We start from the raw sequence: 13571 nt of genomic DNA on the forward strand, positions 1-13571 counted from the left end.
GATCAGCCTTTCCAGCGACCAGATCGATCAACTTCAACGCCGGCTGCAACGGACCAGGCGATCAAAGAAAGGTGCATCATGAAGCATTCGCGGACGCCAAGATGACCACCGCGCTGCTCGACCGCCTCACCCATCACTGCGAGATCGCCGAGACTGGCAACGAATCCTGGCGCTTCAAGAGCCGCTCTCAAAGCTGAAGTCCGAAAGCCAATTAGTCGCGCCCGATCAGGCTGTGCAACCCCGACCAGCTTCGCGTGATCGGGCGCTTACCGGCGTGCCCTTCAACACCCCAATACCGGGGTCCCGTTTGCGCGAAAAACCAGGGTCCCGATTCCGTGGTCATTGACAAACGGATGCTCTGACCATGGCTTGGCAAGCTGAGTCTGTCGGTTCGAGGCTGGCAATCGTTGGCGGTTTTGGGACAGAGGCATAGATATTGTCAGATCCAAGACACGCTGCCGGCTGGGCAAAGGCCCCGATTTTCAAAGCTTATTCAGGAGCTTGCAGAGCGAGCCAAGGCTGGCACGGCATTTGCGCTGGAGTGTAGTAACACTCGTGAATGCCACAGCGCCAAACCGGATTACTGCAATTTCACACGACGAGTGCTGGTGCATTGGTCTGGTTAACAAAAACAGCCCCAAGACGTGTGGGTCGCGACCTCTCGCAGATGACCGCAGTATAAAAATATACCGCGACGTTTTGTCGGTAAATTCCTCGTTATCTACATGTAAGAAGGAATTTCGCTTATGTCTTTAGAAAAAGAAAACCGGTTTTCCGACGGCTCATTTTACGCATCTGTCCATGGCCACACCGGCCCCGGTCAAGTTTCACAAACCAAAGATGTGACTGGCACCGGCGCAGCAAAATTAATGCGATGTCGCCCACGACGACGTTACACAGATTTCGGACCGCCTCGATAACGAAGTCGGATCCAAATACCCAGCCGTTTTCGCATAGTATGGTAGCGCGCAACTTCATCATAAGAGAGTACCAGCGATGTCAACCAAGCTGCTTTACCTGTCGAATTCTGATATCCAAGACTTGCAAATTACACCTCGCGAGGCACGCGAGGCAGTTCTTGGAGCCTTTCGCGACAACGCTTCTGGCCGCAACGTCGGCTTGCCGAAATCGTTTATCACCATCGGTCCGAGTTCCTGGCTCATCTCGATGAGCTCGGCATCCGAAGGCGACGGTATCGCAACAGTGAAATGCGTGGCCGTTGTTCCAGTCGAAGGGACACAAACAAGGCCGGTAGTAAACGGCTTGGTCTGTGTGAGCGACTACAAATCGGGAGTGCCCATCGCAGTTCTCGATGGCAATTCGATTACGCTAATAAGGACAGCGGCGATGTCCGCAGCGGCGGCGATCTATCTCGCTCCTGAGGCATCCGCAACGATTGGCTTGATCGGCTGCGGCCTGCAGGCGTTTAGCCATCTTGATGCGTTTGTCGATCTGTTTCCGTCGCTACGCAGGATCTATCTCTTCAGTCGAAACGTCCGCTCAGCCGAGAGGATCGCAACTGTCGCTTCCGAAAAACAGCTAGATCCAATCATCGCACACAATCCTGATCAGCTGTTGAGCGAAAGCGAGATCGTGGTCTCTATGATTCCGAGTTCACCTGGATTGAAACCATTTCTGGACGCTCGATCTCTACCGTGTTCGGCGTTCGCCTCGGCTGTGGATGGAGGCAGGAGCTGGCGGCCGGAAACGCTCACTGCTTTCGACAGACTTATCACAGACAGTCTGGAGCAAGATACATCGCCGGTTGACGCATCTGGAAGTTATGTTGAGGGTGTGAGATTTCAGGACGATCTTGTGCATCTTGCTTCTGGCTCGTCTCGGCCTCCTGTTCCAATCAGAGCCTTTTTCGGCTTCCGAGGTCTCGGGATCGCCGATCTGGCTTTGGCCGGACTAGCTCTCCGTAAAGCCCGTGCTTTTGGGGTGGGAACGATTCTGCCGCGATGAGACATGTTACTGGCCTGTCTTATTCATGAGCATGATTGCGTGGATTAGGCGTAGGGAACGAGCGCAGATGTCGAGGCGCCTTTTTCACCGCGGGTGCGTCTGAACTTGGTGAAGGATGGATGTCTCGGGTAAATGGGGCTCGATACCCCGCCGTTCACGGCCCTGCTGGCTGCAGCTGATCGCGAGCGAGCAGAACAAGCAGGGTTTTGGGAGGCGGCGGCGAAGGCCAGCCGGATCGGTGACGCGGGCAACACAGCTTGAGAGGAGGAAGGAACAAGATGAGCGACCCCGTCCAATTCTGGAATGATTGCGGTGTGGAATTTGCTAGGACTGCTCGCGATCCGAATTCTTTTTTCGCTCGACGAGCTGCTTTCGTCGCGGAGTTCGTATTGCGTAATACCTCGCCAGGTCGAATGCTAGATATCGGGTGCGGAACAGGCCAGCTGTGTCTTGATTTGGGGAGACGTGGATTTGACGTACACGGAGCTGATCTGTCGTCAGTGCAAATCGAAATTGCGATCCAAGCAGCGCGCGGAGTCCTCGACGCCCCGGAGGAGCGCTTTCAGGTGTGCACAGCTGACTCTTTGCCGTTTGAAGGACGCTTTGACCTCATTGCCGCTATCGGCGTCTTGCCGTATGTTCAGGATCAACCTGCTTTTATTCAGCGCACACTCTCACTCTTGAAGCCGACCGGCATGTTCGTCGCTTCGTACACGAACCCCGCTAGCCTGTTTACATTGGTGGCGGTGACTCGCCACATCCTGTCGTTTCGGCCGAAACGAGTCTGGGCCTTAACGCTCCGAAATCTGGTGCGAACAGGTTTATTGGGCGGTAGTTGTGTCGATATTCGGACGGCACGTCAGTGCCGAAGCGTGGCAGCGCTGGATCAACTGTGCTGCCAGCTCGGATTAACAATTGAGGGTGAGTTCGATCTTTACAACGTCGACTGGGGTTTGCTCGATCGATGCCCTTTTGAAAGGGGACGTTTCGGTAGACTACTGTCCCGACACTTCGGGTGGACCCATATTGCCGCTTATCGGCTGGGACCGCAAGGGACGGCTAAATTAGGGCCCTGGTCATGAAGTCTGTTTCACTCTATGCATTGCCGCGAGAGTTTGCAGGCAGAATCGTCGGGTGCTGGCCATGACGCCTGCCGCAGAACTGCTGCCAAAGGTCGGGATCTCGCCGGAGATGATGCACGGGCTCCCGTCCGAGCTGTCCGGTGGCCAGCGCGAGCGGCTCTGCATTGCGCGTGGGCCGGCCGCCGGGCCCTCGCTGATCATTGCCGACGAGGCGGTATCGCCGTTGACGTCTCCGTTCAGGCACAAATCCTAAACCCGCTGATGTATCTGCAGGAGCAGGTGGGCATCGCCTTCATCTTCATGGCGCATAATCTTAGCGTCGTGGAGCATATCGGCAATCGCGTCGCGGTGTCGCGGTCATCATCTAGGGCAGATTGTGCAGTTAGCGCCCTGCGAGGCGCTCTTCGCCAAGCCGGTCCACCCTGCAGGGAGGCGCCGCCCGCGGCGGCACCAGTGCCCAATCCCAGACGGCCGCGTCGTGGCCTGTCATGTGCGCGCTTCTGCAGCGGAACTTCGGGGCCAGCCTGCTAGCGCCGTCCTAGGCTATGTCAGAGGCTCTTTCACCCGATGCAGCATCCCGATTGCACCGCTGACACGAACACTGAACCAATCTCAAATGCAGCGAAAAGAAGAGCAAGAGGACTATGGAAGAATATACACGCGGGATCGGTTCTTGTCTTGACCAACCGGGTGAAAACTATGATACGGTCGGGTCGATTGCAACGGGCGTCGCTGATGGCTTAACGATGGTAGCAGTTGGCGACCTGATCGTGTCCCGAGCGCCGAAGGCCATCATCCCGGCCTCGATGACATCATCAAGATCCTTCGTAATGCCGATGTCACGTTCGGCAACATGGAGACCCTGATCTTCGACGTCCTATCGTTCAAAGGAAGCCCGGAGGCTGAACACGGCGGCGCTTATCACGTCAGCCTGCCGGAACTCGGGTCTGATTTGAAAGCGATGGGTTTCAACAAACATCGTCGGTCGTGCAAACAACCATACGCTTGATTGGGGCCTTCGAGGCATGCGCGTGACGAGTCGGGTGCTCGATGAGAGTGGTATCGTCCATGCAGGTTCCGGCGAGAATCTTGCTCAAGCCGGCGCCGCTCGCTTTTTGGAAGCTGCACGCGGTCGCGTGGGTTGGTGTCATTTGCTGCAACGTTCGCGCCAATGTCTCGTGCGTGCGATCCCGCTGGCGAGGCGCCAGGCAGACCTGGACTCAACCCCCCTTCGTTTGGCGGAAAGCATCGTGGTCCCGCCGGGATGCTCGAAAACTTGAGACAAGTGCGCGATGCGTTGCCCGGTTTCAAGGCCGGCGGGAAGGATCCAAGCCGGGTCGTGCTCCAGTGGGGGTACATATAAAGCAGGCGACAAGCCCGGTTACAGCTACGAAGCAAACCCGCGCGATGTCGCCGACATCCTACGAAATGTTCGCCGGGTAAGCAGTTCTCTGACTTCTGCATTGTCACCAACCACCGTCACGAGCCCAATTGGAGCCACAAAGTGAGCCAGGAACCGCCGGATTACCAGCAATCCTTTGCGCGCAAGATGATCGATGCTGGGGCGGACGCATATGTAGGACACGGGCCGCATCTTCCGCGAGGCATCGAGATCTATAAGGGCCGCCCGATCTTTTATAGCTTGGGAAATTTCTTCTATGACGACCTCCGGACGCCTGCGGGGCTGACATGTTCGAGGCCTACTGGAAGGGCCCGCGGGTCGACACAGATGCCGAGGCGACGGTCGACGAGGCGGCAAAAGGATATCCTACGGCAGAAGGATTTGTAGGCACGCTATCCGGCCCAGTCTTCTATGAGAGTGTTGTCACCGTCGGTCGGTTTGAGCAAAACAAGCTCGCTGAATTGCGACTTTATCCTATCGAGCTCGGGCATTCGAAGAGATTTGCCAATAGGGGCATCCCGCGTCTGGTTACCGGGCCAAAGGCAAAGGCCATTCTGGACCGTCTACAAAAGCTGTCGAAGCCATTTGGAACTGACGTAGCCATCGAGAACGACGTTGGAGTCATCGGACCGTGGCCCGGCTCGTCACTATGACGTGACTTGGGGGGCGCCAAGCAGCGGGGTGACCTACGCTGGGCTCTCTGGTCGGGAATCCCCTCGCAACGGCTATCCCAATGGGAGACATTCGATTTTCATTCGGTGGCGACCAACGACGCGACCGTTGCGGCGGCGGTTGACGATCGAGGTGGCCATGACTGAGACCAGGCGTGCATTCGCCGTGGGCGGCGGCGGTGTCGCAGGACTGAGCGCCGGCTAGTGGCTGGCACAAGCCGGCGTCGACGTTGTCGTCATCGAGAAAGGCATCGTCGGTTGGGGGGCATCCGGCAACAACGGCGGCGGCTGCAGCACCTTAGTGGTGTCTATTAGCGGAATTGCCGTCGTCACTTGCGAGCTCTTCGCCCGCATGATCGAGTTCGGCCTGTCCTGCCGTCTCTGCCGAATTGTCCCCGTCACCGATCTGCAGATGGAGCGCGTCGTCGGGTTTGTGTGCTGCAGTGACTGGGTTGGGTACGCAGGAGGAAGGATTGGTGCGCTGGTCAGGCAGCGAGAATGGGGCCAGGGACGGAGTCGGATTGAAGGCATACCTCGCCTGTCGCTTGCGCATCATGTGGACCATTTCGATGCCGAACAGGATGATGCCGGTAGTGACGAGCGACTTGAAGCCGAGCATTGGCCGATACAGCGCTTGATCCGTCGATGATCCTGCTCAGGAGATTATTGACGCCGATCTGCTGCGCGAACTATTCGAGACCGTCCTCCGGGAGGGCCTCGTGGGGGCGAAGGCTTTGCGACCGATGTCGGCATGATCGTCGCTGACGCTCACCGTCAGCGTGGGATCGGCACGATCGAGGAACTACAGAGCGACCAACGACGACTGCGACACCTGCGCGCTGAAATCTCGTTGCTGTCGCAATGCGCCGGCACGAAAGGTGACGCGCTCGATTTACGAGCGCGCGCGGTACATGACCCGCAATATCGCCAAAACCGACGCCTACCAATCCTGAAAGTTGTCAACGGAAGAAGGTGGAGAATCTGTTGGCCCACCTCAAACGTCTGAAGCTCGATCGTAGCGATAGCGGGGCCCCCTAGCGCGCGATGAGTTCCATCTAGCAGCAATCGCAGAACCTTAGGAAACCGGCCAAGATCTGCACCGCTCCAGCGCCAAGCCCGTCCAACTAGGACAAGGAGGCCGTTCGACCTCAATCGCAACACGGCGCGGCAACAAAATCGCGGGCTTCCTCGCTGACTTCTCCAACACGATCTGGCCTAAGGCGACGCGCGAGCCATAGCATTCAACCGTTCTTGATGCGCACGGCGCATATAAGCCTTCCACACGTCTGACTCGGATTTCCGCCAAGCGCTTGTCTCCTTCTCGCTTCCAAAGACGCCTATTGCTCTGCCTGATGGGCTGGTATTGACGTTGGCGATGCCGTAGTCGGATCCACGCGCCGACAGGAATGTTTCGGCTTCGCGCGGATCATTGGTGAAGATCGAGGACGAAACTTGCTGCGTAACGGTGTTGTGCAACTGAAGCATGGAATCGAGGTGGCGGTATTTTGTCACGTATAGGATCGGCGCGAAGGTCTCGTGTTCGACTGGCCCCTTCTGTGCGATGATTTCCACCATGGCCGGACGGACGTAGTAGCCATCCGCCGCCGCGTCGATAAGCACGCGTTCACCGCCATAAACCGTCGCACCTGCAGCTTTCGCAGATTGGAGTACGCTTTGCATGTTGCGATAGGCTGCGCCGTCGACCAATGGACCAACTAGCGTGCGGGCCTCAAGAGGATCGCCGATCGTGAGGGAATCATACACACGCTTCAGGCGCGGTACGAATGTGTCATATACGCTCTCGTGAACGGATAGGCGACGCAGAGTTGTGTAGCGCTGGCCAGCTGTGCTGATTGCAGCGAGGGCAACAGCGCGCAGCGTCAGGTCGAGGTCGGCCGTGGGCGCAACAATTGCGGCATTGTTGCCGCCGAGGTCAAGAATCGCACGTGCGAAGCGTTTGGCAAGCCGCGGCCCAAAGGCAAGGCCCATTGCCTTGGAACCCGTAGCTGAGACCAATGCTACCTTTGGGTAGTCAACGAGGAGGTCGCCGACCTCGCGACCGCCAAATAGTACTGCCGAGAGGCTCTCTGGCGCCGCCCCGCCCTCTTGCTTAAAGCGCTTCAAGGCACGTTCAAGCAACGCCGCGGTGGCCAGCGCGGTTAACGGTGTCCTCTCCGACGGCTTCCACACGACGCTGTTGCCGCACACGAGAGCAAGTGCCGCATTCCACGCCCACACCAGCACTGGAGAACTGAAGTTTGAGATGATTCCGGTGACGCCGAGCGGATGCCAAGTTTCCGTTATCCGATCCTTGCCGCGCTCGGTCGCGATCGTCAGGCCACCGCACTGCCGAGAAAGTCGGAGCGCAAAGTCGCAGACCTCGATCGTTTGTTCGACTTCACCAAGGCTCTCCGAGGCGACTTTCCCAACTTCGATCGAGACCAGCCGGCTGAGGCTCTCCTTGTTGTTCTGCAATTCTTCGCCAAGCAGCCGTACCAACTCCCCCCGCTTCGGCGCGGGCACGAGTCTCCACGCGTGGAAAGCCGTATGCGCCGCTTCGATGATCGCGACCGCCTCCCCGGAGCTTGTTTGCTTGACGTGTCCGATGATCTGACCGGTTATAGGAGTATGCACCTCGAGCATCCCATCTTTGCAGTGGGGTCGGCCTACTCCGACTGCGGCGAGTAACCTGTCAACTTCACTGGAAAGATCGACATTGCGGATTGTGGTTTCCGCTTTCGTTGGATCGGACATGGGTCTCTCCGAGACTCGGCGTTGATTTCAGATGATTGCGGGCGTTGCACCTCGCGCCCTGGGCTCCGGAAGGATCGCAGAGCCTCAAATTGCGCGCTTCCTGGAAGAAACAAAACGTGGGCTCGAGGGGGATTTGGTTGTAGGGCTCCGAATGTATCGGGCTGGCGAACCGGTCTAGTCATGGCAGCCTCCTCCCGAAGCAAGTGGTTCAGTGAACAATCCTCTCTCGGTCGGATCTCTAAGAGACCGTTTCGAAATTCGCTCCGGCGAGTCATATCATGGTGGTTTCGAGAACCGACGCACAGCGGACGTTGGTCCGTGACCACCGGAAGCGCAGAAAACGCCTTCAGATGGCCGCCAGAGTAGAATTTCCAAACGGTTTCTAACCGCCTCTGGACGAAGAAGCTTCAAAACTTGTGCCAACAGCGCAGAGAAAGCCTCAAATCGATTTTCTATTATGATCGCATGGCCTAAATGAGAGGTAAGCGAAAACAGGCCGAACACTACTGTGTCGCGAAGTCAACAAAGCCGACAAGGGGTCATCCGCCACTAAGAAGTGACTTCCTGGGTCGTCGCGGTCGAGTTCAGCCATTCGGCTTCGACCGGGTCACCGGAGGCGGTCCCCCGGTTCCCACAGAACGTGGCGTGCGGAGCTACCGCACCACGCTCCTGCGCAGTTGCTTCACAGCACCGCAAGTGCCCGCAGCCCCGGTAGGGGAGCCGCAGTTTCGGATGCAGTAGCGGGGTCCGTTTTTTGATTGTAAGCGGTGTTTCGGGACCACCTTTCGGGAGTGGTCGCGATCTGTGAGGTTGCCGGTTCTGCATTGGGATCGGAGATCGGCTTGTGTCTGGACTTGACCTTACGCTTGACCCGGAGCGGCAACCTCGACGTTTCGAGGTGATCAACGGTGCTGGCGGCCGGCGTCAGTGGTCGGTGGATGACAAAGCGCGGATCATCGCGGAGACGCTGGAACCGAACGCAATCATTTCTGAGGTCGCCCGCCGTTATGGCCTCAGACCGCAGCAGGTCTTCGCCTGGCGCCGCGAAGCGCGCAAGCGGGCCGCTTCGGTGCAGCAAGATTCTCCTGCCTTCGTGCCGGCGGTGGTGGCGGCGCCGACGTCGGAATCCGCGGCGAAGCACCCAGGACGGCCACGGAAGCGGAAGATGGTGCGAGACGCCGGCGTGATCGAGCTTGAGATCGACGGCGTCGTGATGCGGGTCGGCCGTGGCGCCGACGCCAGCACGGTGTCTGCGGTCATTCGCGCGTTGAAGGCGACGTCGTGATCGGGCCGACTGGTGCGGTCAAGGTCATGGTGGCGACGAAGCCAGTAGACTTCCGCAAGGGCGCGGAGGGATTGGCCGCGCTGGTGCGCGAGACGATGGGCGCCGATCCGTTCAGCGGCGCGGTCTACGTCTTCCGCGCCAAGCGCACCGACAGGATCAAGCTAATCTTCTGGGACGGCACCGGAGTCTGCCTTTATGCCAAGCGTCTGGAGGACGGCGAGTTCCGCTGGCCGAAAGTACAGGACGGCGTGATGAGGTTGACGGCTGCGCAGCTCTCGGCGCTGCTCGAAGGGCTCGACTGGCGGCGGGTCCACGAGGCGCGCCGGACCCGCGTTCCAGCCCTGGCGGGCTAACCCGCGACGAAGTGAATCAGCATCGATTCCGCTGTCGCGGGCTGTCAGCGAATATGGTCTGATCCGGTCATGGCGATGACGGCTGACCAGCTTCCCGACGATCCGGACGCGCTGAAGGCGATGGTCCTGGCGCGCGACGTCGAGAATGCCCGCCTGATCCAGCAAGGAATTGCAGCGTCACCGCTTCGGCCGACGTGCCGAGACGCTGCCGGAAGACCAGCTTCTGCTGGGGCTGGAAGAAGCCGAACAGATCGAGGCCGCCGGCGAGGAGGAGAACGAGCGGGCTGCTCCCACGGAACGTCAGGCGCGTGTCGCCAAGCGCCGAGCGAACCGAGGCGCGCTGCCGGCACACCTTCCTCGCGTCGAGATGGTCGTCGACATCGAGGACCATGCCTGTCCGTGCTGCCGCAATGGCCTGCATCGCATCGGCGAAGACGTGAGCGAGCGGCTCGACATCGTTCCGGCGCAGCTACGTGTGATCGTCGTGCGGCGACCAAAATATGCCTGCCGGGCTTGCGAGGACGTTGTCGTTCAGGCTCCGGCGCCCGCCCGGCTGATCGAAGGCGGCCTTCCGACCGAAGCGACGGTCGCCCAGGTGCTGGTCTCCAAATATGCCGATCATCTGCCGCTCTATCGTCAGGCGCAGATCTACGCCCGGCAGGGCATCAATCTCGACCGGTCCACGCTCGCCGACTGGGTCGGCCGCGCCGCCTGGCATCTGCGTCCGGTGCATGAGCGGCTGCTTGGCACGCTGAAGTCCTCGCCAAAACTCTTCGCCGACGAGACGACCGCGCCGGTGCTCGATCCGGGCCGCGGCAAGACGAAGACAGGCCAGCTCTGGGCCTATGCCCGCGATGACCGACCATGGGAGGGAAGCGACCCGCCGGGCGTCGCCTATGTCTATGCGCCGGACCGAAAGGCCGAGCGTCTGATCGCTCATCTCGCAGGCTTCACCGGAATCCTTCAGGTCGACGGCTATGGCGGCTATCGCATGCTGGCCGACAAAAGCGGCGTGACGCTGGCCTTCTGCTGGGCGCATGTCCGTCGGCGCTTTTATGAACTGGCAGCTGCCGGTCCCGCGCCGATTGCCAGCGAGGCGCTGAGACGGATCGCCGAGCTCTATAAGATCGAGGACGGCATCCGTGGCCGGTCGGCCGACGAGCGCCGCGCGATGCGTCAGGAAAATAGCCGCGCTATCGTCGCCGATTTCGAACCCTGGCTGCGCGAAAAGCTCGGCCTGATCAGTCAGAAGACGAAGCTCGCCGAGGCGATCCGCTACACGCTCTCGCGCTGGGAAGGCCTCTCGCGCTTCCTCGACGACGGCCGCATCGAGATCGACAGCAACACGGTCGAGCGGTCCATCCGACCCATCGCACTCAGCCGCAAGAACGCACTCTTTGCAGGCTCCGACGGCGGTGCCGAACACTGGGCAGTCATCGCGTCGCTGATCGAAACCTGCAAACTCAACGGTGTCGAGCCGCTCGGCTATCTCGCCGATGTCCTAACCAGGATCGTCAACGGCCACCCCAACAGCCAGATCGACGACCTGCTGCCCTGGGCCTACATCTGTGCGCCCGAAATCAGGGCCGTGGCCTGAGAACAGCGCTTACTTTTGATTTGGTGGAAGGCGTCCCAGTCGAGGCGTCACAGCTGCGACTGCACAGCATCTTGTGCCAGTAACGCTCAGTGACCCGATACACCTTGGTCAGCCCGTCGTTGCAGGAGTTGATGCGACAAATACGCATCACGCGATCAGTGATCAGGGCAGAGCGATAAACGCTGCCCTGCGTGCCCACTATGCCTATTATGATGTTGCCGGAAATATCCGGTCCGTTGTACTGCACGCGGATCTGAAGGGCAACTTCAAGGTTGGCATGCGCAGGGAGAAGTCTCGGCTTCAAGGAGCGTGTCGCGACCGGCGACATTCTATTTTCTGGGCATTACGGTTTCTGCCGCGTCTGTCTGCGTGTCGTTGTGCGAACCGATCAAACTCGACCAGCTTTGTCTTGGTCGGTTCGAGGGTGAGGCCAAACTTTCCCAACCTGTGATGCAAGGCCTCCTGGGCGCGCAGAGCGTTCGAACGATATTGGAAGCAGATCACAAATTCGTCGATATAGCGCACCAGGCGTACCTCGCCCCGATGATGGTCGTGCGATCGACCGTAATGCCCCGCTCGACCATCATCTCCTCAAGGTCACGTAGGCTCAGATTGTAGGCCAGGTACTAGCGCACGCAAAGCAGGATCACAGATTGGTTGAACTGACGGCCCTTGAACATCGTAAGCGCTGTTCTGGGGGCACCTTTCGCGTGTCGACGTGAGGGACGATGTTCGGAGCCTTTGAGGGCTTCGACATATGACGATTTCAGAGTTTACAGTTAAGTCTAGGATGAGGATCTCGGTCCGGCGGCTGGAGATATTCACGGGTTCCGGTCGGCGGCGGGAATGGCTGCCGGATGAGAAGGCGCGGATCGTGGCGGAAAGCTACGAGGTCGGCGAGACCGTGAGCGCGGTAGCCCGGCGCTGTGCCTTGTCCCCGCAGCAGCTTTTTGCCTGGCGTCGGGCCGCTCGTCGGCCGTTGGCGGAGGTGTCGGCATCCGACCTGTTGTTTGTTCCGGCGGTGGTCGCAGCGCCGATTTCCGAGCCGAGCGCAAAGCGTCCAGCGAAGCAGCGGAAGCGGAAGCCGGCCCGAGACGCCGCTGTCATCGAGCTGGAGATAGACGGCGTCGCCGTGCGGGTCGGCCGTGGTGCCGACGCCAGGACGGTCTCGGCGGTGATCCGCGCGCTGAAGGCTACGGCGTGATCGGGCCGACGGGTGCGGTCAAGGTCATGGTCGCGACGAAGCCGGTGGACTTCCGCAAGGGAGCGGAGGGCTTGGCCGCACTGGTGCGCGACACGATGGGCGCCGATCCGTTCAGCGGCGCGATCTATGTCTTCCGCGCGAAACGGACGGATCGGATCAAGCTGATCTTCTGGGATGGCACCGGGGTCTGCCTCTATGCGAAGCGGCTGGAGGATGGCGAGTTCCGCTGGCCGAAGGTGCAGGATGGCGCGATGCGGCTGACGGCCGCACAACTGTCGGCGCTGCTCGAAGGTCTCGACTGGCGGCGGGTCCACGAGGCGCGTCAGACCAGTATTCCCTTGCAGGCGGGCTGATCCGCGACCAAGTGAATCAGCCTGGATTCCGCCGTCGCCCGGAGCGAGCGAATATGGTCTGATCCGCTCTTGGCGATGACAGCGGACCAGCTTCCCGACGATCCGGATGTGCTGACGGCGATGGTCCTGGCGCGCGATGTCGACAATGCTCGCCTGACCCAGATCATCAAGGAACTGCAGCGCCACCGCTTCGGCCGCCGGGCCGAAAGCCTGCCCGAAGACCAACTCCTCCTTGGGCTCGAGGAGGCCGAGCAGATCGAGGCGGCCGGCGAGGAAGAGGTCGAATGTGCCGATCCGGCCAAGCGCAGGGAGCACACCGCAAAGTGGCGGATGAACCGTGCCTGCCCGTGCTGCCGCAACGGACTTCACCGGATCGGTGAAGACGTCAGCGAGCGGCTCGACATCGTGCCGGCGCAACTGCGCGTCGTCGTCGTGCACCGGCCCAAATATGCCTGTCGCGCGCGAGGACGTTGTCGTGCAGGCTCCGGCGCCGGCGCGACTGATCGAAGGCGGGCTGCCGACCGAGGCAACCGTCGCCCAGGTTCTGGTCTCCAAATATGCCGATCACCTCCCGCTCTATCGCCAGGTGCAAATCTATGCCCGGCAGGGCATACATCTGGATCGTTCCACGCTCGCCGACTGGGTCGGCCGCGCGGCTTGGCATCTGCGTCCGGTCCGCGGGCGGCTGCTGGAGAAGCTGAAGGCCTCGCCCAAACTCTTTGCCGACGAGACCACGGCGCCCGTGCTGGATCCAGGCCGCGGCAAGACAAAGACCGGGCAACTCTGGGCCTACGCCCGCGATTATGTGCACCTCGTGATTATGCGCAGATTGCTGAGGCAGGAGACTTTAACCGTCGGATTCTCGGATGACTTCCGGCTGGCGAACTGCGCATAATTCTTGTGTC

8 protein-coding genes and 7 pseudogenes are annotated in these 13571 nt (G+C 60.0%); 12 read left to right on the forward strand and 3 right to left on the reverse strand.

Annotated features, from left to right (window positions below):
• The 5 genes and pseudogenes from ABID19_RS33155 to ABID19_RS34450 all read left to right on the forward strand — a co-directional run.
• The coding region (locus ABID19_RS33155) for an ATP-binding protein (RefSeq protein WP_354494744.1) at positions 1-197 on the forward strand (197 nt) is incomplete at its 5' end.
• Positions 198-996: 799 nt separating this feature from the next.
• Positions 997-1965, forward strand: a complete 969-nt coding sequence (locus ABID19_RS33160; protein WP_263807166.1) for an ornithine cyclodeaminase family protein — start codon at positions 997-999, stop codon at positions 1963-1965.
• Between the two features lie 278 nt (positions 1966-2243).
• Complete coding sequence (locus ABID19_RS33165; RefSeq protein ID WP_263807167.1) at positions 2244-3047, forward strand: class I SAM-dependent methyltransferase; 804 nt, start codon at positions 2244-2246, stop codon at positions 3045-3047.
• Between the two features lie 70 nt (positions 3048-3117).
• Positions 3118-3524 (forward strand): annotated as a pseudogene (locus tag ABID19_RS34445) (ATP-binding cassette domain-containing protein); the annotation flags it as partial.
• 167 nt (positions 3525-3691) lie between these two features.
• Positions 3692-5102: pseudogene (locus tag ABID19_RS34450) on the forward strand (CapA family protein).
• A 520-nt stretch (positions 5103-5622) separates the two neighbouring features.
• Here the strand turns inward: ABID19_RS34450 and ABID19_RS33195 are convergent.
• Positions 5623-5777, reverse strand: a pseudogene (locus ABID19_RS33195) (IS6 family transposase); the annotation flags it as partial.
• Positions 5778-5923: 146 nt separating this feature from the next.
• Here ABID19_RS33195 and ABID19_RS33200 point away from each other — a divergent pair.
• A pseudogene (locus ABID19_RS33200) lies at positions 5924-6248 on the forward strand (transposase); the annotation flags it as partial.
• A gap of 87 nt (positions 6249-6335) precedes the next feature.
• On the opposite strand, the gene ABID19_RS33205 reads toward ABID19_RS33200, so the two are convergent.
• Positions 6336-7874: an aldehyde dehydrogenase family protein gene (locus ABID19_RS33205; RefSeq protein WP_263807169.1), complete on the reverse strand. Its 1539-nt coding sequence runs from the start codon at positions 7872-7874 to the stop codon at positions 6336-6338.
• Between the two features lie 844 nt (positions 7875-8718).
• Between ABID19_RS33205 and tnpA (ABID19_RS33210) the strand changes: the two genes are divergently transcribed.
• From tnpA (ABID19_RS33210) to tnpC (ABID19_RS33220), 3 genes and pseudogenes are all read left to right on the forward strand, one after another.
• On the forward strand, positions 8719-9159 hold the full coding sequence (tnpA, locus tag ABID19_RS33210) for an IS66-like element accessory protein TnpA (RefSeq protein WP_263807170.1): 441 nt from the start codon (positions 8719-8721) through the stop codon (positions 9157-9159).
• On the forward strand, positions 9156-9512 hold the full coding sequence (gene tnpB, locus ABID19_RS33215) for an IS66 family insertion sequence element accessory protein TnpB (RefSeq protein ID WP_263807171.1): 357 nt from the start codon (positions 9156-9158) through the stop codon (positions 9510-9512). Before tnpA (ABID19_RS33210) ends, tnpB (ABID19_RS33215) begins: the two co-directional genes overlap by 4 nt.
• Before the next feature lie 69 nt (positions 9513-9581).
• A pseudogene (gene tnpC / locus ABID19_RS33220) lies at positions 9582-11109 on the forward strand (IS66 family transposase).
• A 545-nt stretch (positions 11110-11654) separates the two neighbouring features.
• On the opposite strand, the pseudogene ABID19_RS33225 reads toward tnpC (ABID19_RS33220), so the two are convergent.
• Positions 11655-11789, reverse strand: a pseudogene (locus ABID19_RS33225) (IS6 family transposase); the annotation flags it as partial.
• Between the two features lie 110 nt (positions 11790-11899).
• Between ABID19_RS33225 and tnpA (ABID19_RS33230) the strand changes: the two are divergent.
• From tnpA (ABID19_RS33230) to tnpC (ABID19_RS33240), 3 genes and pseudogenes are all read left to right on the forward strand, one after another.
• Positions 11900-12313, forward strand: coding sequence for an IS66-like element accessory protein TnpA (gene tnpA / locus ABID19_RS33230; RefSeq protein WP_263807172.1), 414 nt, complete (start codon positions 11900-11902; stop codon positions 12311-12313).
• The gene (gene tnpB, locus ABID19_RS33235) at positions 12310-12666 is read left to right on the forward strand and encodes an IS66 family insertion sequence element accessory protein TnpB (RefSeq protein WP_263807173.1); all 357 of its coding nucleotides are present in this window, start codon (positions 12310-12312) and stop codon (positions 12664-12666) included. The genes tnpA (ABID19_RS33230) and tnpB (ABID19_RS33235) overlap by 4 nt, the downstream gene beginning before the upstream one ends.
• Positions 12667-12735: 69 nt before the next feature.
• Positions 12736-13468 (forward strand): annotated as a pseudogene (gene tnpC / locus ABID19_RS33240) (IS66 family transposase); the annotation flags it as partial.
• Between the last annotated feature and the right edge of the window lie 103 nt (positions 13469-13571).

The organism is Mesorhizobium robiniae (assembly GCF_040545535.1).
Taxonomy (GTDB): domain Bacteria; phylum Pseudomonadota; class Alphaproteobacteria; order Rhizobiales; family Rhizobiaceae; genus Mesorhizobium; species Mesorhizobium robiniae.